Genomic DNA, 21145 nt, shown 5'->3' with positions numbered 1-21145 from the left:
AATGTTACACTATCTACAGCCTAATCAGTAATATTTTCGAAACTCTACCTAGCGCAAATTTTGGATGAAAAGACCTTGGTAACTGAAAAGTATCATATGAATTTTATTGACTTAGTTCCACTTAGCTTTAGACTGGATGGCAGCTAGAAAACGGTTCTTGTTTTTATTTCGCCGTTTCGTTGGATTTCTTGTATCTCTTCCGTAACGTCGTGCGCAATAGCAATCTCCTTTTCCACGCTATCGTTGCCGTCATGGCTTTTACAAAGATTTATCAAGGATACATATTATGTCTAATACTGTTACTGGTACAGTTAAATGGTTCAACGAAACTAAAGGTTTTGGTTTCATCCAACAAGAAAACGGCCCTGACGTTTTCGCTCACTTCTCTGCAATCACTGGTGACGGCTTCCGTACTCTAGTTGAAGGTCAGAAAGTTGAGTTCACTGTATCTCAAGGCCAAAAAGGTCCTCAAGCTGAGAACATCAAACTAGTTTAATTTTAAACTGGAAAAGATTTACAATAGCCAGCTTCACGCTGGCTATTTTTTTATGTGTAGCAAATAACTATGGCACTCAAACCCACCATTTATAAGTTTCGTATCTCTCTCTCGGACACCAACCGAGATGTGTACGACTCCCCACAACTCACTATTGCGCAACATCCCTCTGAAACGATTCCAAGGATGGTTGCTCGTATATTGGCTTATTGTATTAAATATCAGCCTGAGTTGGCTTTTACTAAAGGTCTATCATCGATTGAAGAACCTGATCTCTGGATAAAGGATCTAGATGATTCTATTTTGCACTGGATTGAAATCGGTGAGCCTTCGCTGGATCGTATTAAGAAAGCGACACGCTTAGCCAAACGAGTGGATATATTCACATTCACAAGTAAGTCAGATGTCTGGTGGGAGCAAACAAAGAATAAATCCCATCAGTACGACGCTCATATTTATCGCCTCAGCTCAGAGGGTATTGAGTCTTTATCAGAAGTGGTTGAACGTGGTATGGATTTATCAATCATGATTACTGGCAATAGCCTCTTCATTGACTGTGATAAAGGCTCATTTGAAGTTCAGATTGAGACACTACAATCCAATGACTGATCTTCATCAGGCATTTGCGTCGATAGGTGCCGATGCCATTAACGCAGTAGCCGAAAACCCAGCCCTGTGGCAACAGTTTTTGCAACAACACACTGCCTTATTCGAGAAAGTGAAGCAGCATAAACCAGACAGTGCGGACGAATCCCATTTACTCGGTATTATGACCAAAGCACATATTGAATGTCTGTCACGTATTGAGGTCAATCGCGAAGCCGTCAAGGTCATGTGGCAAGCACTGCACGAAAACCTCGGTACAGACAACGCTAAACGCTTTGAATATCAAGATTACCAGATGCTGACTCTGGTTACTCATGTATGGCTCTACGTCCAAGGTTACCTCAAAATGGACTTCAGCCTTGCTAATGACCATGCTGAAACAACAGCACAATTACAAGGTGACTTATCTGGTTTGGACGTAGACACGATTCGAACTCAGTTTCTTGCCAGTTATTACCTCGGTTCAGACAATTCTCCGATATCAGAGCCTCACCATCCGATTTGGGACTGGTTTAAAAAGATCTTCGGCTAATCCCTCAAAGGGCTTCCTTTTCAGGAAGCCCTTTTTGACCTTTATAGATAGGCGTGAGGACCGAAGACCTCATAATGAATACGATCTCGCGACACGCCCAATTCCTCTAATTGTTTAACCATGACTTCCATGAATGCGACGGGACCACACAGGTAAAAGTCGCCGCGGCTGAGTGGTAATTCGGTTTCCACTGCAGACAAGTTCATCTGACCTGAGAAATGCGCTTGGCCATCCAGGTACCAGGTATATTGCTGCCAGCTATTCTCTCTAACCAACTGCTCTGTCTCTTGCTTAAACGTATGCTGGTCAGCACTGTGACATGCATAGAGGTAAGACACGTCTTTTTTGCCCATATCTGCCAATGTTTGCAACATCGCCTGAATTGGCGTTGCGCCAACACCCGCCGAGATAAGGACAACTGGTGCCTCTTTTTCCTGATAATAAAAATCACCTGCTGGCGCATACAAATGAAGCGTATCGCCTTCACTCACTTCTGCGTGCAAGAAATTAGACACTAGACCATGATGCTCTCCCACTTCACGCTTCACAGAAATACGGTAGTTTTTGCCGTTAGCTTTTTGCGACAAAGAATACTGGCGAATCTCGTTGTGCTCACCAGAGGAAGGCTTCACTTCTACCCCCACATACTGACCTGGGTAGTAATCTAGAACATCACTACCATCCACTGGCTCAAGCACAAAACTGGTCACAAATTCTGATTCTGGCTGCTTCTTCTTTACAACAAACTCTCGTGCGTTTTCCCAACCGCCCACCGCTTGTTTACGCTGAAGGTACAGTTCCCCTTCACGATCAATAAATACTTTTGCTAAAAATAGGTAGGCCGCTGTCCAAGCTTCTTCCACTTCTTTAGTAAACGCCTCTGACGCCAATTCTCGTAATGTTTCAATCAAGTGGTGCCCTACAATTTGATAATGCTTCGCTTGAATATTAAAGCTAGTATGCTTGTGCGCTATACGTTCAACTGCGGAAGTCAGTGCATCAAGGTTTTCGATATTCTTCGCGTAAGCCGCTATGGCTTCAAATAGCGCAACACTTTGGCGACCGGTTTTCTGATGCGTCATATTGAAAATATCTTTAAGCTCAGGGTTGTGCGAAAACATGCGTTGGTAAAAATGCTGTGTCAAAGCCGGGCCCGCACCTTCAAGCAAAGGAATAGTACTTTTTACGACTTCGATATGTTGATTGTTGAGCATTTTCATTTTCTCCTCATATGGGTATTATCTTTTTCCCCTTCCAAGAGCACAATTGATGCCAAGTTTGAACATGGCCTAATCAATTGGATTATCAAGTATTATTTGTTATTAAAAAGTCATAGTGACACTGTTGAACCATGTCTAAATGACTCTATAATAAAATAATCACATAATGATACTGGTTACTTTTACTTCATTCTATTCTCAGCCAACGTAACCCACGTATTCAGGAGCCTAGCTGTACCATGCAAGATATTTCAGTATCCACTCTGATTGATATGACAATCGGCCTAGCAACAGGTCACAATGAACATGACCGTTTCAATAAATTGCTTGATGCTATTCGAAAAGCTATCCAGTGTGACAGCGTTGCATTGCTCTCCTTACAAGGAGACACCTTGGTGCCCCTCGCGATTCAAGGACTAACAAGGGATACATTGGGACGCCGCTTTAGAGTCGATGAACACCCTAGGTTTGAGGCCATTTGCGCTTCAAAATCCGCTGTACGCTTCGATGCGGATTGTGAACTTCCTGACCCATTCGATAACTTACTTCTTGATTGCGATGGTGATTTACCCATGCACGCCTGTATGGGCTTACCCTTACTGTATGCTGACAAGTTACTTGGCATTTTGACTCTCGATAGTTTGACCCCCAATGTTTTTGACCAGATCCCTACTCGCAGTTTAGACGCTCTCTCTGCAATCGTGGCCTCAACTCTCAAAGTTGCGATGACTGTCAGTCAGTTGGAGCAGCAAGCCAAACAGACTCAACAACGATTTGAAGAACTCAATGAAGATGCATGGGAGCGCGAAGGGGGGGAGATTATTGGCGCAAGCGATAAGATGGCTACGTTAAAGTCCGATATAGAGGTCGTTGCTCCATCCAACTTCAACATTCTGATCAATGGCGAAACAGGGGTAGGCAAAGAGTTGGTCGCGCGCAGTATTCACCATTTGTCTCATCGTCGTAAACAGCCTCTGGTCTACGTCAACTGTGCAGCCATCCCTGAGAACTTAGTTGAAAGTGAATTGTTTGGGCACGTAAAAGGCGCATTCACTGGGGCTGATAAATCACGGCTGGGCAAATTTGCGCTTGCAGATGGTGGTACCCTGTTTCTCGACGAGATAGGTGAACTACCACTTGCCGCACAAAGCAAAATCCTTCGGGCTTTACAGAACAACGAAATCCAGCCGGTTGGTCAGGACAAGGTCGAGACAATCGATGTGCGTGTGCTCGCAGCGACTAACCGTAATTTGAAGGAAGAAGTCAGCCAAGGTCGTTTCCGTTCCGATCTCTACCACCGCCTCAGTGTTTACCCAATCAACGTACCGCCGCTTCGTCAGCGAGAAGGGGATATTGTCCTGTTAGCCGGTTATTTCCTAGAGCAAGCTCGTCGCAAGCTAGGTATCGTCCAAATCAAGCTAGGGAAAGAAGCTCAGCTGTTACTGTCGCGCTACAACTGGCCGGGTAACGTAAGAGAGCTAGAACATGTAATCAACCGCGCCGCTCTAAAAGCTCGAGCGAGAGGTAACAACCGTAAGCTGATCACCGTTTCTATTGATGATATAGGCGAACTCCATTCTCTCCCTGTAGAAGACTCCGTGGTAATCCCTAACTCAACTGGGAGCATGCCAACCATCGACTGGACTAAAGGGCTGCGCGAGTCAACGGAAGAATATCAGCGACAGCTCATCACTCTTGCCCTGACCGAAGCAGAGTACAACTGGGCAAAAGCCGCACGACAACTAAAAACCGACCGAGCAAACTTAATTAGACTGGCAAAACGACTGGGTATAACAGTCACTAAGCAGCACAAGATAAGTACTAATTAATCGGTAACTTGGGTACAATGCCAACGCTCATTATTAGCAATACAAAAGTGGGGCAACACCCACACTGAAGTCGTACTATTTATCTGTATTTTAAAGGAATATTATGAAGTTTATCCGTTGGTTCCTTGGCCGTATTATCCTCTTGCTTAACTTTGTATTTTCACCAAAAGGGGTGAAGCGTTCACAAGAAGAGCAACAAGCGGTCAATGAAAAAGCACAATCGCTTGCCTTGTACCAGTTTGAGGCATGCCCATTTTGTGTGAAAGTTCGCAGAGCTATGAAGCGTCAATCTGTCAATATTGAACTGCGTGATGCGAAAGCAAACCCAGCCCACCGTTCAGAGTTGGAAGCTGGTGGTGGCAAAGTGAAAGTACCTTGCTTAAGAATTGAAAAAGAAGGCAAAGTGGAATGGATGTACGAGTCTTCTGATATTGTTGCCTACTTGGAACAAGAATTTGCTTAAACCACAATCAGGAAAGTGCCATGGATGTCATTCCTCTGGACATTGCCAAAATTAAAGCGATTGTCTTTGATCTGGACAACACCTTGGTCAGCTCAAACCTAGACTTTCAGTGGTTAAGAGCTCAAGTCGGCTGCCCAAGGGACGTCGACTTGCTCACTTTTATCGACAAGCTGGATTGCTCTCATTCGGCGCTTAGAGCGAAACAGCTGGTACTGCAGCACGAATTGGATGATGCCGAACACTCAACTCCCATGCCTGGATGCCTCGCACTACTGGACTTTATTGCATTCAATCATCTCCATACTGCGATTATTACTCGCAATTGCCAACAGGCTTCCCAACGTAAAGTTGACCACAATCAGCTCAATATTTCTCGTATCATCAGCCGTGAACACTTCCCACCTAAACCGGCGCCAGATTCATTGCTTGCACTCGCCAGAGAGTGGCAATTGCCCCCAGAGCAAATCCTTTATGTGGGTGACTATATGTATGACTTGCAAGCGGCAAGCAATGCGCGTATGCCATCTTGTCTCGTCACTCACGGTAAGCCAACCACATTCAATCAACACGCTTCATTGAGCGTGGATCATCTGCATGATCTCCTCGATTTGTTCTCAGACAAATATCTACAGACAGTTGAAACCATTTCGTCAGCCACCAAAAAGTAACCAATGGTTAAAAGTTGATCGATATGCCACAATAAAACTTTCAGTCTACGATCTGCGAACTGGATAATGTCAAAAAATAAAGTTTTAGTGCTCTATGCGCACCCCTCTCAACGACGTTCCGAAGTTAACCAACCGCTGTTTCAAGCCAGCCAAAAAATTGTAGGGGTAACCGCTGTAGACCTGTATTACGAATACCCCACTTACAACATCAACATTGATCGTGAGCAGCAACGCTTAATCGATCACGATGTTATTGTGTTCCAATTCCCACTGTACTGGTATTCAACGCCTTCAATCTTAAAGGAGTGGCAAGACTTGGTACTGGAGTACGGGTTTGCTTACGGCCATGACGGTACAGCCTTACATGGCAAGAAATTCCTATGTGCACTGACGGCTGGTGGTCAGGAAGAGGCATATCAATCCGAAGGCTACAACCACTTTACCATTCGAGAGCTACTTCATCCTCTAGAGCAAATGGCAGCCCTCACAGGAATGGATTACCTAGCGCCATTTGCTTTATTTGGCTCACGTACTGCGAAAGAAGATGGGCGTATTAAATCCCACGTGCAGGCTTGGCAACATTTACTGGGCGCCTTAGTCGATGACAGAGTTGATTATCACAAGGCCGCGGAGGTAGAGAAACTTTGCCACTGCCTTGATGAAATTATTGTTGGAGGCGTTCAATGACCAGCTATTTCCTACAAGCATTCATCTATCTTATTGCGGCCGTGATCGCCGTTCCTATCGCTAAGCGGCTGGGCCTTGGTTCAGTGCTCGGTTACTTGATTGCAGGGGTAGTCATTGGCCCGATAATAGGTTTGGTTGGCGAAGAGACCACCACTATTCAACACTTCGCTGAGTTTGGCGTGGTTATGATGCTATTTTTGGTTGGCCTAGAGCTGGAGCCTAAAATGCTCTGGTCAATGAGAAACCGACTATTGGGCTTAGGCGGCTTGCAAGTAGGCGGCACTGCTGCTGTGATTACGGCAATCGTCCTCGTCTTTGAGCAACCATGGACAATTGCCCTCGCGATTGGTTTGATTTTCGCTCTTTCCTCAACCGCTATCGTCCTACAAACCTTTAACGAGAAAGGGCTGAACAAAACCGAAGGCGGGCAAAATGCCTTCTCGGTATTGCTTTTCCAAGATATTGCCGTTATTCCTATGCTGGCTTTTATCCCGTTATTGACCCTCCCTGAGTTGGTCGAACAAGCACAGCATGCCGTAGGCACTGCGGCAAAGCATCATGACGAATTGAGCTTGGTTGCCGGATTGCCTGGATGGGCATACGCCTTCGTGATTGTCGGTTCAGTGATCGGTTTGGTCGTCGGTGGACACTATTTAAGTCGGCCATTATTTCGTTTTGTCGCAAGCTCAGGGCTTAGAGAGATTTTCACTGCGACGGCTTTGATGTTAGTGGTTGGCATTGCAGCACTAATGAGTTTAGTCGGGCTTTCTCCTGCTCTTGGGACTTTCCTTGCAGGTGTCGTTCTGGCCAACAGTGAGTTTCGACACGAGCTGGAGTCCAATATCGATCCTTTTAAAGGCCTGCTGTTAGGTCTGTTCTTCATTACTGTTGGCGCAGGCATCAATTTTGGCATACTGTTCAACGACTTCTTTTTTATCATCAGCTTAACTTTGGGGGTTATGCTACTAAAAGCGGCTATCCTGTATCTGTTAGCATTTATCTTTAGAATAAGAAACAGCAACCGCTGGCTATTCACACTCAGTCTTGCACAGGCTGGTGAATTCGGTTTCGTGTTACTCAGTTTCACAGTGCAAAATCACGTCATTCCACAGGATATTGCGCAAACTTTGTCTCTGGTAGTAGCACTTTCTATGTTCCTTACTCCAGGGCTCTTTATCTTATTTGATAAAGTAATTTTACCTCGCTTCGAGCTTGAATCGAATGATCGTGAAACAGACAATATCGAAGAGAAAGGCACCGTTATCATTGCTGGTATTGGTCGATTTGGACAAATCGTTAACCGTTTACTGGTGGCCAATGGGGTTAAAACGGTTGTCCTTGATCATCAAGCAGCACAAATCGATGTTGTACGTCGGATTGAAACTAAAGCATATTTCGGTGATGCCACTAGGCCAGACATGCTACATACTGCAGGTATCGAAGAGGCCTCTATGCTGGTTATCGCGATTGATAACCCAGAAGCAAGTGTCGAGCTGACTAAATATGTCAAACACACCTATCCTAAGGTAGCTGTGTTAGCCCGGGCGTTTGACCGAGGCCATGGGTACTTGCTACGTCAAGCCGGTGCTGACATTATTGAGCTTGAAACCTACCATTCTGCCCTTGAACTTGGATCCCAGGCCTTGAAAAATCTTGGTTACCACCCATTTCATGTAGAGCAACAAAAAGCCGCCTATCGCCAAATTGAGGACAAAAAATCTGACGCGCTTTATCAAGCTTGGGAAGACGACTCTGAGGGCGAGCGATTTGACAACAATTACCGAAAACTCTTCATGCACCTTGAAGAACAAATAAAGCAGGCGATGAACACTGATCGCTCAGACAAGCACGAAACTGGTGAGCGAGGTTGGACACCGCCCCCCAAAGGTTACGCTGAAGAGTTCAAAGAAGAATGATTTCAGACCGGGGCAATGCCTCGGTCTTTTATTTTACCGAATGATTAAACAATATGACTGCTACATACATTGAAACATCCCCATCTCTGGGGCAACAACTATTCAAGATGACTTGGCCGATGTTATTTGGTGTGTTGTCTCTGATGAGCTTCCAACTGGTTGACAGTGCATTTATTGGCCAACTCGGGGTGTTGCCACTTGCAGCACAAGGATTCACATTGCCGATACAAATGATCATTATCGGTATTCAAGTGGGGCTAGGTATCGCAACAACGGCTGTCATTGCGAAGGCGATAGGAGCCAAAAAAACACGCTTTGCCCACCAGCTTGGCGGTTTAGTGATTGCGATAGGAACCATCGGTGTTGCCATTATTTCAGTTCTGATCTATCTGATACGTGTTCCTATTCTTCAGTTACTCAGCGCTCCTGAAACAATCTACCCTGTTATCGATAGCTATTGGCTCTACTGGCTAGCCAGTGCATGGACCGGGGCTCTACTCTACTTCCTTTACAGTGTTTGCCGAGCCAATGGTAATACTATGCTGCCAGGCACGATGATGATGGTCACCAGTGTACTTAATCTTATACTGGATCCAATTTTCATTTTTACTCTCGATCTCGGGCTGAACGGCGCTGCCATCGCGACCATTATCGCCTTTGGTATCGGTATCCTGATCGTTGCACCTAAGGTCACACGTAAACATTGGATGAGCTTTGACTGGAGTGATCTCGACATCATAAAGAGTGTGAAATCTATTGGTAATATCATGGGGCCAGCAATGATAAGCCAACTCCTTCCCCCTCTTTCGTCGATGCTAGCTACAAAATTACTCGCAGGATTTGGTACTGCCGCGGTTGCCGCATGGGCACTGGGCTCCCGGTTTGAATTCTTCGCCATTGTCTCGGTGTTAGCCTTGACTATGTCCATGCCACCGATGATCGGACGATTACTCGGGGCCAAAAACATCGCTGATATTCGCCGTCTGGTCATCATTGCTAGCCAGTTTGTGGTCGGATTTCAACTGCTGATTGCGTTGCTGACTTGGCTGTCGGCAGATTGGCTAGCCTCTCTAATGACCAGTGAAGCGCAGGTCTCTGAGATCCTTGTTTGGCACCTACTAATCGTCCCTTTCAGTTTAGGGCCACTCGGAATATGTATGTTGATGGTTTCCATTGCCAATGCACTCGGTAAGTCTTACACCGCCTTAACCATCTCAGCGCTTCGCCTTTTCGCCTTCTTCCTACCTTGCCTATGGTTAGGTGCAAAAATAGGTGGTATTGAAGGGCTTTTTTGGGGAGCTCTCGCTGGGAACATATTCGCTGGAGCGAGTGCATGGCTAATGTATCAAAAAGCCCTGAAGCAAATTGAAGAGAAGCTGGAACAATAGAACAGATTGCGGCTACCCACATTTGGTTTTATCTGGCAACAAAAACGCCCCAAAACGAGTGATACAACACGCTGCCAAGCAATATGCAAATCTTGTTTCTTCAGTTTTTTGATGAAGTACAACAGGATAGGCTGATGACGTACTCCTAAGAACATCGTATGATTCAGCCTATTATTTTTTTAACACAACGATTATGGCTTCAAAATCCCACCACCCTATACAGGGCGCGAGCTGGATGCTCACTGCAGGCTTGGCTTTTGCGTTGGTAAACAGCCTCGCACAAATCGCCAGCATCAATTTTGGCTTATCTTCGACAACCGTCGCTTTCATTCAGTATGCGATCGCATTAGTTGTGATTCTACCTTACCTAAAAACGCTAGGTATTAGACGCTCCTTACGCACTGAGCATCTCGGCTGGCATATTTTCCGTGTCTTTCTTTCTGTGATTGGTATTCAACTTTGGCTATGGGCACTCGCCTATCCTGTCCCAATTTGGCAAGGCATTGCCCTATTGATGACTTCACCGCTGTTCGCAACCGTTGGCTCTGGCCTGTTCCTAAAAGAAAAGGTGGGGCTCGCTCGCTGGAGCGCGACACTCGCTGGATTCATTGGTGCAATGATCATTCTTGAGCCTTGGTCTACTGATTTTAGCTGGGCAGCATTACTACCCATTGGCGCCGCTTTCTTCTGGGCTTGCTATTCCTTAATGGTTAAGAAACTGTCTTCTAATGACTCCCCCTCTACCATGGTGGTTTATCTGCTCCTTCTTATTACCCCTTTTAACATTCTACTGGCTATCCCTGACTGGCAAACACCCTCTGGCGGGACTATTTGGCTTGTGCTGTTCGCCGCTGGAGCACTGACTGCATTAGCTCAATGGGCTATTGTAAAAGCGTATTCCGTGGCCGATGCATCGTTTGTTCAACCTTTTGATCATGCAAAATTACCACTCAATGTGCTAGCAGGTTGGATCGTGTTCAGTTGGGTACCACCAGGTAGACTGTGGTTAGGAGCCGCCATCATCATTGCATCTGTCGCTTTTATTACTCAATGGGAATCAAAAAAATCCCGCAAATTGAAATAAATATCAGCGCGCGCCGTTCTATTAGTTAAAGGCATTTAAGGGAGAGAGCTCTATGACAGATCCAATCAAAGTAACACTATATCGCTGGGCCGGTAGTTGGGGACCGTTCAGTGTAAAAATTCCATGTGGCGAATGCACCCTGACCAAAGACATTCTCAAAGATACATTTGAGAACGAATTGGCCGATGTTCCCGTTGAATTGGAAGTGAAAGATTGGCTCTCTCATTGGTGGGAACCGTTGAAGGTTGGAGCTTGGCATGCTCCTATTCTTATGGTCGAAGGCAAAGTGGTCAGCCAAGGTGAAGCCTTGAATCGCGGTGTGTTGGTTCAGTCTATTATCCAAGAATGGACCAAACGCGATACGTTGAAAGGGAACATTGTCTATGGAAAAGCGACCTGCCCTTACTGCGTGAAAGCCAAGAAGTTACTTGATGACGCTGGAATTGACTACCAGTATCACGATGTCGTTAAAGACAGTGCGGCTCTGTATCGCATGATCCCGGAGGTGAAAGCCATTATCGGAGAAAAAACACCAGTAACCGTTCCTCAGATCTGGCTTGACGGTCATTACATCGGTGGCGCCGACAATCTGCAAGCTTGGCTAGCGGAAAAAGGGTTAAGTGGCGTACCCGACAATGTGGTCACTATGGATAACAACCAAAGCTCCGTTGGTTAAAAAAAACAAAGCCCCAAATATGGGGGCTTTGTTTTTACAGAAAACGTAAACTCGACTATTTAGCGCGTTTGGGTTGTTGGTACGTTTTACCTGCGGCCTGATAGGTGTCTTTACGCTTTACATCGAACATTACTTCAAAGAACCAAGCAACAAAGCGAATCACGTCATCGCCTTCGTTCATCACATGCTCAACGTATTCTTGTTCTTCACCCTGCTCATTTTCTTGCATCGTCACATGGTAAATACGCTGTTCACCGTCAACTTCTGCTAAAGCAAACTGACCAGTAAGAGACTGCGCCGCCTCAGCAACGTCTTCATTTTCATGTTTTTTCAACACTTCAAGAGCTTGCGGTAGGTTCTCTTTTGAACAAAGTGCCGTGACTAATTCTTCGAACTGTTTATGTTCCATCGTCGACCTCTCAGATCGTCTTTTCAATTATTGGGGCGCATTGTATCAGCCACCCAACGCCTTTCAAGCAAACTCTTGTTGGGCAGTAGCCTTAACTCGGCTTGAGTAAAGCACCATTGCCATGATACTGGCTGATACCATATAGAACATGCCTAATGCAGATTGACTCTGTATCCAATTTTCAACTAAATACCCCCCCAGTACACCAGCAAGACACATCTGAATGGAGCCAGTCAGGGCAGACACAGAACCTGCTTGCCTTTTATGAGGAACGAGTAACAGGCTGATTGACAAAGGGAATGATAAGCCTTGTGCTATGGTCATCCAAGTGAAAGACCAGATAACATTAAACAGGGTAAAGCCCGTGAAGATTAACCATCCTCCAGAAGCCATCATGATAAAAATGGCCAACGCCATAAGCTGCTGGGTACTTAAATAACGGTTCAAAACATTTAAAGCCAGTGTCCCTACGAGTAATCCTGCAGACGGAATAACCATTACCGAACCGTACTCTGCGGCGGTTAACCCCAACTCATGCTGTAACATAAATGGCATAACTGATAAAGAAACCAGACAAGCGAGGTAAGTTGTCCAGTTATAACTCGCACTACTGAGCACTTGTTTGTTCGTCATCAATTTACCGTAGTTCTTCACCACTTGCCTGATTTTAAATGGGGAACGACCATAACTCATAGTCTCAGGTAAGACGAGGTAACCCAATATAAAAATTGCCGCCAAGTAGAGCAGAACGAATATGAATACCGCTTCCCAACCTAGATAGAATGCCACCCAACCACCAAACACCGGAGCAATCACCGGCATAATAGAGGCGGTGACCGAAACATAAGAAAGGGCCTTGGTCAGCTCCGCACCGTCGTAACAGTCGCGAAGTACACTTCGTCCTAGGACCGAAGCACTTCCCGCCCCGAGTCCTTGTAGCAAACGTCCAAACACCAGCATCCACAAGTTATGAGAGAACAGCACACATATTACCGTCCCGAACAGATAGACTCCTTGTCCAAGGAGAAACACGGGGCGACGCCCTATCGCATCGGATAGCGGGCCATAGAACAGTTGAGAAGCCCCAAAACCGACTAAAAATAACGTCACAAGAAGCTGTACGTCAGCTTGATTGATCTGCAACGTTTCGCTGATCATAGGTAAGGATGGTAGATAGATACTCACGCCGACTTGGCCCGTTGCAATTATCATCATCGCCAGCAAAATTGGCGTTTTCTTCATAGCCTCACCTCGTTGCATCTGTATGCAATAAAGTTTAAATTCGTTGCTGATGAATGATAATATCCTCAATTGGAAACTGATTATTTCCTAATAAGAATCAATTGGAGAATGCCATGGACTGGATACAAAGTGTTCAAAGCTACATACGAGTAGTGGATGAAGGCAGCTTCAACGGGGCAGCCAGAAAGATGAACACTACCAGCTCAGCGATCAGCAAACGTGTCCATTGGCTGGAAGAACGTATTGGCGTGCAGTTACTTAAGCGGACAACTCGAACCGTCACCCAAACGGAAGCTGGTGCTTTATTTTATGAACGAGCGAAGGTCCAAATAGAAGGTTGGCAATCCATCGTAGATGAAACCCGCTCAGTCAATCAGACACCCGCTGGGCTGCTTAAGATCGGGGCAACCATTGCCGTTGGTTCTAAATTTCTAGTTCAGTATCTGAATGATTTTCTGCAAATGTACCCTGACATTCGCATTCAGTTAATCACCACCACTCCCGGCCAGCTACCTGAGCTCAGCCTAGATCTGTTCATCAGCCGTGAGATTGAACAACTTAACTCACTGAGTTTCAAAGCTTCAGCCCTTTTCGAACATAAAGCAGGATTTTATGCCTCTCCAGACTATCTAGAAAAGTATGGTGAGCCCAAAACCATAGAAGAGCTGACAGCACACAATGCTTTGATATGGGGAGAACGGCCTCATCGAGAAATCACATTGACTAATGGCAAAAAAATAGTGTTATCGGGTAATCTTGCGACCACTAACCCGGAAGCGCTTTTTTATGCTGCCAAAAATGCCATGGGCATCTTAATTTCCAATGATGTCATGATCAAAGATGAGCTCAAAACCGGCACATTGAAGCGGATTCTTCCCCGAATAACCGCAGATGAAGCCACCGTTTACGCTTATTATCCGAAGCTTGACTACCAACATACCCGAACCAAACTATTTCTGGATTACTTAAAGGAACGTTTGGCCAAAGAGCAAGGACAGTCTCATTGAATCCAAAAAGATTTTATTGATTTGAATTATTATGAGACTTGTACCATATTTTAATTGAACCAATACCAACAAATAAGTGATTTTAATCACGATAAGGTAGGTTAATTAAATGGCTAGGTTACAAGGAAAACTCGCATCTATTGATTTAGATGTGGTGAATAAAACGCTCCAGCTCGATGGTTCAGCGCTGCTGGATCAGGTCACCCTTGTCCTAAACAAACATTTTGAATCCTTTTGCACTTGTATCATTGAAATTGATAAATTCAATTTTAATGCGCATACCTTGTCCTATGCATGTAATCAGACTCTGAATAAACCGACCTCATATTCTCTACAGGGCACCCCTTGTGCCCATGTCAGTAAATCCGAGCTCGATTATGTCCTATATGCCAGTAATGTGGAGCAAGACTTCCCTGAAGATGTGTATATCCGAGACCACCAGTTACAAGCCTATCTCGGTGTGCCTTTGAGGACCCGTTCAGGTGATGTACTCGGTGTATTGCTTTCTACATTCAAGGCTCCTATTGAAACCAGCAAAGAGCTCATTTACTACCACACTCTTTTTGCGCACGTCATTGTGCACAGTTTGAGAGCGAAGTGGCTTTCCGCCCGATCTGAAAGCTTGGTTAATCAACTGAGTTATGAAGTTTCGCATGACAACCTTACAGGCTTACTCAATAGAAGCTTCTTGTCAGACAAATTGGAAAGATTGTCAGAAACCAGCAGTGATTCATTCACACTCGCTTACGTCGATATCGACAGCTTTAAATCCATCAATGATTTATATGGTAATTACGTTGGCGATCAGGTCATTAAGTTTGTCGCCCATGCTATCGAGTCATCGATACACGACAAGCAACTTGCCTTTAGAATTGCTGGTGATGAATTCGCATTTATCACTTACAGCGGCGATCCACTTGAAGTATGCCGAAACATTCTCAGTAAGCTAGAGTCGGGGTACAAAGACCCTGCCCACAACATTAAAGTCAGTGTCAATATAGGTATTGCACGCAGAACGGATAAGAGGCTGACTGCTGACCAATTAATTCTCAACGCCAGTTTAGCTTTAAAAGATTGCAAACAATCGAGGAACTCTCAGGTTCAATGCTATGACACCCACTTAAGTGCACAATACTACCGACGAACTATGGTGATTGACGCGTTACGTAACGAACTATCACCAGCGAACCTAAACCCATGTGAAATTTATGTCTTAGCACAACCGATTGTGCGCCGTAATCAAAGTCATTGGGATTATTTTGAAATTCTAGCCAGATGGGAGAGCAGTGAATTAGGAATGATTTCTCCATTAGAATTCATTGAAGCTGCCGAACAGTCAGGGCTCATTATAGAGTTGGGAGAGCGTATTATCGACCTTGCTTGCCAAGCAAAAAAAGAGCTCGAGCAAGGGCTAGGCTATAAAGTCAAACTAGGCATCAACTGCTCCGCCCATGAACTCAATGATACTAATCGCTACTTGGAACATCTCACTTCAACAGTAAGTAAACACGGCTTTAAGCCTGAAGAGTTCACGATTGAGCTGACTGAAACTGTACTACTGTCACAAACCAATGAAGTAAAATTCATACTTGAGCAACTACGTTTGCTTGGTTTCACCGTCGCTTTGGATGACTTTGGTACTGGATACTCAAGCCTTAATTATATTCACAACTACCCAATTGACTGCATCAAAATCGACGCTACTTTCATTCGCAACATGCTAAGTAATGAAACCTCTGAACGTGTCGTCTGGCTCATCATTCAGCTGGCAAAACAGCTCAAGGTCGATCTGGTCGCCGAAGGGGTGGAAAACAAAGAAGCGTTAGATAAGTTGCACGATATGGGTTGTAGCCAAATACAAGGTTATTACTACTCACGTCCAGAAAAACCAAAGGCCATCATTAAAGCACAAGCTAAACATTCCGTACCCAGTGAGCAGCCTGCGGTAGTAAATATGTTCAAATCATAAAAAGTGGTAAGTGGAAGGCGTCAGAAGGGAAGCTCAAGCTGCATAATAACATCACGTTCATAGTCATCATGCCAGCGATAGTCCAAGCGTAACCTTGGCTCACCAAGTTTCTTTTCACCGAAGCCAAGGCTTAGTTGTAACCCATGACTCATAATCCAATCTTCAGTTTCGGACACATGGACTTGCTCTTCCAATTCGGACGGCATCCAGACCCCGATTCCGATATAATTAGAAGCAAGGCTTTGGCTTAAAATAGGGCTGGTCTCAGTTTGTAGAACCCAATCAGCCCAATAAGAGGAATAATCAGCCGAAGGCTCTTCAGACACCCATTGTTCAAAAGCATCTAACTTATCTGCCGTGTATTGAATACCATCGAGTAACGAGAAGCAGACGCCTTGCTGAGAATGAAACAACACCGAATCCGATTGATAATCAGTACTATACAGCTCACATCCATCCGCAGCATAAGAAACCAACCCCATCAGAAATATCAGTAAAGGCCCTTTCATTCACCACCAAAATAATTAGTACGACATTCCTTAATAATACTCTCTTTCGACCAATAATTGGTAAACTTTTGGTGTCACAAGTGAGTGAATGTCTTTCTTATCGCTCAAAGCCCTTCTTATGTCCGTACTACGCACTTTCACCGTTTCAGGACATGCCATGACTGACCATCGCCTCAATATTTCATCTGCTTTATAAAATTTAGCAAAATTAAATAGGTTATCCGGCCCGATAACAAAGGTGATGGCACATTCAGGGAACTGACGCTGTAGTTCCGTTAACACAGCAAAGGTTGTCACGCTCTGCTCTGGTTTATAGAGCACTTCCTCTACGCCACTTCGTTCGACGTTACTCGACTGTAGATCTTCAATAAATACATCAACTAGCTCGCACCGAGCTTTGTAATCAAGCATCTCTTTTCCCCAAGCATGTGAAATGCTAGGAATCAAAAGCACACGATCAAAATGAGTGAGTGATTCAATAACACTCTTGTGTCCAAGGCTGGGCGGGTTAAAAGCACTACCGAATACAGCGATTTTGTTCATTTTCTTTCCTGATAAATGTGAATTCATTGTTCACAGTTTTCTAATTTGTTCATTTAGGTATGATACTACCATCATTTTCTTAAAATCATTGCTTGCAGGAAGGAAACATCATGGAACAGCTCATCCGCGACGAGATGCGCGTATTGCCGTCAATCGACCCTAAATTCGAAATCTCGCGTCGTGTTGAATTTATTAAGCGCAAATTGCAGGAAGCAGGTTGCAAAGCATTAGTTCTTGGTATCAGTGGTGGTGTCGATTCGACAACATGTGGTCGCCTAGCTCAGATAGCCATTAATGAACTGAATGAAGAAACAGAAGGTGGGTATCAATTTATTGCCGTACGTCTCCCTTACGGAGAGCAAAAAGACGAAGATGAAGCACAAATCGCCTTGCAGTTCATTCAACCCTCACAATCGGTTTCTGTAAACATCAAATCAGGCGTTGATGGCTTACACGCAGCCTCTCATGAGGCGCTGGCACACACCAACCTTCTTCCAACACAAGCCTCCAAGATCGATTTCGTCAAAGGCAACGTAAAAGCGCGAGCTCGAATGGTCGCTCAATATGAAATTGCTGGTTATGTGGGTGGCTTGGTACTAGGCACAGACCACTCAGCAGAGAACATTACTGGCTTCTATACCAAATTTGGCGATGGGGCTTGCGATCTGGCACCATTGTTTGGTTTGAGCAAGCGTCAAGTCCGTGAAGTTGCTGCGACGCTAGGAGCACCTGAACTACTGGTGAAGAAAACGCCCACCGCTGATTTGGAAGAGCTTGACCCACAAAAAGCGGATGAAGATGCACTGAACTTAAGCTACGACCAAATTGACGACTTTTTGGAAGGCAAGCCTGTCTCTCAAGATGTCTCAGATAAGCTTGTCGCGATTTATCAAGCAACTCAGCATAAGCGTCAACCGATCCCTACCATATACGACTAACCAAAACGGGAGCTCAAAGCTCCCGTTTTACTCACGCCAGAGAACTCTACACTCTTTCTTCTAGTGCCACATTATTATTGGCCCACAGCAGTGCCTGAAGGCGGTTCTTAGCATTTATTTTCTTAAAAATATTGTGTAAGTGCGTTTTCACCGTATTCTCACTCACGAATAACTCGTCAGCGATTTGGAGATTGGAAGCTCCATGTCCAAGCAAGCGCATGATCTCTTTTTCTCGTTTGGTAAGATTGGCATAAGCTTGTGAGGTGGTAACACTATTTGCACAGCGAAAATGCTCGATATAATCTTGAGCAACTTTTCGTGATAGCCACATTTCGTCTTTCATAATCTTTTCCATGCCCCTGAGTAGCAAAGAAAGATCATCATCAATATAAAAAACACCCACTAAATTTCGCCATTTGAATAGCTGGGTCGAGGGGACATCTTTTGGACAGTTAATTACGATTTCTTTCGGATTCTTAGTGCTTAATGAGCGGATCTGACTGTAAACATCAAACTTCTCATCGTTCAGGTAGTGGTAGTCAAACAGAATGTAATCGCCTAGGATAGATGTCTTGCCTTCACATGCTTCAAGCTCTTCAATTGGAACAATCGATACATTTAATTGAATGCCTTGCTCTAAAGAGTCTTTAAACAATTTGGATTGCATGCTTATATCTGAAAGAAAGGTTATCTCGTGAGTACATTGATTTGCCATCTGCGAACTCTCCGGCTCAACTTATTATGTAATTTAAAATTATCTTTTAGTTATAAATAGTCAACACGACAAATCATTAATAGATGCTCACGCGCACTATTTGAGGCGGAGGTTTCAAATAATTATAGTAATTTCTCATTTATGATACTTATTTAAATCTCAATTATGCCTAATTAAGCTGGTTGAGACGCCTCCCTCTCAATGCGAACACTGCGATTATCAGCCATACAGCAAAGTTAACGGCTCCACCGCTACCACCATCAGAGCGAGCACTCACACTGTCATCGACATTACTATTCAAGACACGGTTACCATTGATTGTGGTGACGTAATACTTGGGTGTAACCTGCCCATTCATAACGCTATTGATCCAGCCAGTATAGTCATAGACATCCGTGAATACCGAAGTTACATTGAATGCCGTATTACCACATAAACTCGGGCCAAAACTGGTGATACCAACCTGTATGTACTGGCTCCCATTATACCAATAGACAGGCCCTCCCGAATCACCACTACAAGTGGAGTTTTGATAACCTCCAGATTCAGGACCACCAAAACAGATCTGCTTGTCCGTCAGCTTACTACCATACTCAGATTGACAACTACTCAGAGAGATATATTCCAAAGAGGTTTCCAAAAGTTGAGTCCCACCTGCGACATTACCTTCAATGTATCCATGACCAATTGCTTTGTAATCTGCGGGGCTGGGGAAACTGTTATTGATCGAAGTGTTGAGGAGAGAGGTGTAATTAGATACGGAAAGTGGCGTCTCAAGTTTAATAATGGCAATGTCATTAGGCCAAAGCTCTGAACTTGAATCAATATAATCATCCGGATAATAAAATTCTTCTGCTTTTGCCTGCTGAGTGGACAAGAAGTTCGATTCATCCTCCAACTGGGGAACCACCACGGTATACAACATAGTACTTTCATTGTCATAAATACAATGAGCAGCAGTTAAGACAAACTGGCTATTAAGCATAGTGGCACCACAATAACTCGACGTACTGTAGGTGTTGCCGTTGCGATAAAACAGGCTGGCAAAAGAAGGGTAATTAGTAATGTCCGCGTTACTGCCATTCACGATGTAAGGCGAAATTTCCATCGCCAGTAATCGGAAGCTAACCAGTATCAGGCTAAGGAACCAAATTGGCTTTTTCATCTTCCCGTCTCCCTTTCGCAACCATCAACTTTAAGTTTAGCTTACGAAAGGGCAACGGGCTGGATTCTAACTTGTTAGTTTTCTTCTAAATAGAGCTGCTCCGATAAATAAGAAAGATAGGAAGCCAAGAGAGCCACCGCCGCCGCTACCACCACTCTGTGCAGTATTATCAACGAGAGTGCGGGTGCCACTGCTGTCAGTTGAGATATAATATTTCGGTGTTTGACCACCGGATATTACGCTGTTGATCCATGAATTATAATCGTAAGTTTCTGTAAAAACAGAGGTGGCAGGCTCATTGATATCACCACAGTCAGTAGGTCCGAAACTCGTTATGCCAATTTGTACATACTTGCTGCCATCATACCAATAAACAGGACCTCCAGAATCGCCGTTACACGTCGAATTCTTGTATGAACCACTTTGTGCACCATCAAAACACAATTGCTTATCAGTAGAGTTACAAACGGACTTGTCTTCTAACTCCAAACTTGTCTCTAATAACGTACCATCAGAAGAGACATTACCTTCTATCAGACCATGACCAATTGCCTTAAATGAATCAGAGCCGTTATTTTGGGCATAAGTATTATTTTCCGTGGTATTCAATAAGTATTGATAATCTTGAGTATTAAGCGGCGACTCCAATTTAATAATGGCAATGTCGTTGGGCCACCTTTGCTCTTCAGAATCAACATAATCATCAGGGAAATAAAACTCTTTAGCTCTCGATGATTGATAACTACCATAAGGATATTGCGACTGATCAGTTAACTGTGGGACAACCCAAGTATGTAGGTTTTGACTATTATCGTTATAAATACAGTGGGCAGCCGTTAAAATATATTGCGAGTTAATGACTGTTGCGCCACAGTAATTTCCGTACTGACTACCGTCATCGTAGTAAAGACTAGCAAAGGAAGGGTAATCACTAATGGATGCCGTTGTACCATTAACAATATATGGGTTGACGTCAAATGCGAAGCTCTTAGAAGCTAGGACAAAAGGCAAAAGTATGGATAGCTTTCTCATACAAATTTTCCATTCAATTATTATCATTAATATCAAATGACGATAATCTAT

The 21145-nt window shown here is 44.4% G+C and carries 22 protein-coding genes; 14 read left to right on the top strand and 8 right to left on the bottom strand.

The window, feature by feature from the left end; all coding sequences use genetic code 11:
* Positions 1–286 precede the first annotated feature (286 nt).
* The 3 genes from L1D23_RS01030 (at position 287) to L1D23_RS01020 (ending at position 1634) form a co-directional block, all read left to right on the top strand.
* Positions 287–496 carry a cold-shock protein gene (locus tag L1D23_RS01030; RefSeq protein ID WP_006960450.1) on the top strand — a complete coding sequence of 70 codons (210 nt, stop codon included), beginning with the start codon at positions 287–289 and terminating at the stop codon, positions 494–496.
* A 69-nt stretch (positions 497–565) separates the two neighbouring features.
* Positions 566–1105, top strand: a complete 540-nt coding sequence (locus L1D23_RS01025) for a YaeQ family protein (protein ID WP_239863735.1) — start codon at positions 566–568, stop codon at positions 1103–1105.
* Entirely contained in the window at positions 1098–1634 is a 537-nt protein-coding gene (locus L1D23_RS01020) for a hypothetical protein (RefSeq protein ID WP_239863734.1), read from the top strand. The genes L1D23_RS01025 and L1D23_RS01020 overlap by 8 nt, the downstream gene beginning before the upstream one ends.
* 41 nt (positions 1635–1675) lie before the next feature.
* On the opposite strand, the gene hmpA is transcribed toward L1D23_RS01020, so the two are convergent.
* The gene (gene hmpA / locus L1D23_RS01015; protein WP_239863733.1) at positions 1676–2848 is read right to left on the bottom strand and encodes an NO-inducible flavohemoprotein; all 1173 of its coding nucleotides are present in this window, start codon (positions 2846–2848) and stop codon (positions 1676–1678) included.
* A 245-nt stretch (positions 2849–3093) separates the two neighbouring features.
* Here hmpA and norR point away from each other — a divergent pair, with 245 nt between their 5' ends.
* From norR to L1D23_RS00975, 8 genes are all read left to right on the top strand, one after another.
* Positions 3094–4683: a nitric oxide reductase transcriptional regulator NorR gene (gene norR, locus L1D23_RS01010; RefSeq protein WP_239863732.1), complete on the top strand. Its 1590-nt coding sequence runs from the start codon at positions 3094–3096 to the stop codon at positions 4681–4683.
* Positions 4684–4786: 103 nt separating this feature from the next.
* Positions 4787–5146 (top strand): glutaredoxin domain-containing protein, encoded by a 360-nt coding sequence (locus L1D23_RS01005; RefSeq protein ID WP_239863731.1) that lies wholly within the window; start codon positions 4787–4789, stop codon positions 5144–5146.
* A 20-nt stretch (positions 5147–5166) separates the two neighbouring features.
* Positions 5167–5814, top strand: a complete 648-nt coding sequence (locus L1D23_RS01000) for an HAD family hydrolase (RefSeq protein ID WP_239863730.1) — start codon at positions 5167–5169, stop codon at positions 5812–5814.
* A 66-nt stretch (positions 5815–5880) separates the two neighbouring features.
* Positions 5881–6501 carry an NAD(P)H-dependent oxidoreductase gene (locus L1D23_RS00995; RefSeq protein WP_239863729.1) on the top strand — a complete coding sequence of 207 codons (621 nt, stop codon included), beginning with the start codon at positions 5881–5883 and terminating at the stop codon, positions 6499–6501.
* On the top strand, positions 6498–8417 hold the full coding sequence (locus tag L1D23_RS00990; protein ID WP_239863728.1) for a monovalent cation:proton antiporter-2 (CPA2) family protein: 1920 nt from the start codon (positions 6498–6500) through the stop codon (positions 8415–8417). Before L1D23_RS00995 ends, L1D23_RS00990 begins: the two co-directional genes overlap by 4 nt.
* Before the next feature lie 53 nt (positions 8418–8470).
* Positions 8471–9805 (top strand): MATE family efflux transporter, encoded by a 1335-nt coding sequence (locus tag L1D23_RS00985; RefSeq protein ID WP_239835460.1) that lies wholly within the window; start codon positions 8471–8473, stop codon positions 9803–9805.
* A gap of 193 nt (positions 9806–9998) precedes the next feature.
* The gene (locus L1D23_RS00980) at positions 9999–10889 is read left to right on the top strand and encodes a DMT family transporter (protein ID WP_239863727.1); all 891 of its coding nucleotides are present in this window, start codon (positions 9999–10001) and stop codon (positions 10887–10889) included.
* A gap of 52 nt (positions 10890–10941) precedes the next feature.
* The gene (locus tag L1D23_RS00975) at positions 10942–11565 is read left to right on the top strand and encodes a glutaredoxin (RefSeq protein WP_239863725.1); all 624 of its coding nucleotides are present in this window, start codon (positions 10942–10944) and stop codon (positions 11563–11565) included.
* A 55-nt stretch (positions 11566–11620) separates the two neighbouring features.
* Here L1D23_RS00975 and L1D23_RS00970 read toward each other — a convergent pair whose 3' ends face one another.
* Together L1D23_RS00970 and L1D23_RS00965 are read right to left on the bottom strand one after the other, a co-directional pair.
* Positions 11621–11974, bottom strand: coding sequence for a hypothetical protein (locus L1D23_RS00970; RefSeq protein WP_239863724.1), 354 nt, complete (start codon positions 11972–11974; stop codon positions 11621–11623).
* A 63-nt stretch (positions 11975–12037) separates the two neighbouring features.
* Positions 12038–13216 carry a multidrug effflux MFS transporter gene (locus L1D23_RS00965; protein ID WP_239863723.1) on the bottom strand — a complete coding sequence of 393 codons (1179 nt, stop codon included), beginning with the start codon at positions 13214–13216 and terminating at the stop codon, positions 12038–12040.
* A 113-nt stretch (positions 13217–13329) separates the two neighbouring features.
* On the opposite strand from L1D23_RS00965, the gene L1D23_RS00960 reads away from it, so the two are divergent.
* Both L1D23_RS00960 and L1D23_RS00955 read left to right on the top strand, forming a co-directional pair.
* Complete coding sequence (locus tag L1D23_RS00960; protein ID WP_239863722.1) at positions 13330–14223, top strand: LysR family transcriptional regulator; 894 nt, start codon at positions 13330–13332, stop codon at positions 14221–14223.
* 109 nt (positions 14224–14332) lie between these two features.
* Positions 14333–16192, top strand: a complete 1860-nt coding sequence (locus L1D23_RS00955) for a GGDEF domain-containing phosphodiesterase (RefSeq protein ID WP_239863721.1) — start codon at positions 14333–14335, stop codon at positions 16190–16192.
* A gap of 20 nt (positions 16193–16212) precedes the next feature.
* Here the strand turns inward: L1D23_RS00955 and L1D23_RS00950 are convergent, their stop codons facing one another.
* Both L1D23_RS00950 and L1D23_RS00945 read right to left on the bottom strand, forming a co-directional pair.
* Positions 16213–16701 (bottom strand): hypothetical protein, encoded by a 489-nt coding sequence (locus L1D23_RS00950; RefSeq protein ID WP_239863720.1) that lies wholly within the window; start codon positions 16699–16701, stop codon positions 16213–16215.
* Positions 16702–16731: 30 nt separating this feature from the next.
* Positions 16732–17244 (bottom strand): nicotinate-nicotinamide nucleotide adenylyltransferase, encoded by a 513-nt coding sequence (locus L1D23_RS00945; protein ID WP_239863719.1) that lies wholly within the window; start codon positions 17242–17244, stop codon positions 16732–16734.
* Positions 17245–17354: 110 nt separating this feature from the next.
* On the opposite strand from L1D23_RS00945, the gene nadE reads away from it, so the two are divergent.
* Positions 17355–18182 (top strand): ammonia-dependent NAD(+) synthetase, encoded by an 828-nt coding sequence (gene nadE, locus L1D23_RS00940; protein ID WP_239835470.1) that lies wholly within the window; start codon positions 17355–17357, stop codon positions 18180–18182.
* A gap of 46 nt (positions 18183–18228) precedes the next feature.
* On the opposite strand, the gene L1D23_RS00935 is transcribed toward nadE, so the two are convergent.
* From L1D23_RS00935 to L1D23_RS00925, 3 genes are all read right to left on the bottom strand, one after another.
* On the bottom strand, positions 18229–18897 hold the full coding sequence (locus tag L1D23_RS00935; protein ID WP_239863718.1) for a LuxR C-terminal-related transcriptional regulator: 669 nt from the start codon (positions 18895–18897) through the stop codon (positions 18229–18231).
* Positions 18898–19066: 169 nt separating this feature from the next.
* On the bottom strand, positions 19067–20062 hold the full coding sequence (locus tag L1D23_RS00930) for a trypsin-like serine protease (RefSeq protein ID WP_239863716.1): 996 nt from the start codon (positions 20060–20062) through the stop codon (positions 19067–19069).
* Between the two features lie 66 nt (positions 20063–20128).
* Positions 20129–21094, bottom strand: a complete 966-nt coding sequence (locus tag L1D23_RS00925) for a trypsin-like serine protease (protein WP_239863714.1) — start codon at positions 21092–21094, stop codon at positions 20129–20131.
* Between the last annotated feature and the right edge of the window lie 51 nt (positions 21095–21145).

Source organism: Vibrio sp. Isolate24 (assembly GCF_022398215.1).
In the GTDB taxonomy this organism is placed as follows: Bacteria; Pseudomonadota; Gammaproteobacteria; order Enterobacterales; family Vibrionaceae; genus Vibrio; species Vibrio coralliilyticus_A.
The sequence above is the reverse complement of the archived record's forward strand: the minus strand, read 5'-3'. Positions and strand labels throughout refer to the sequence as shown.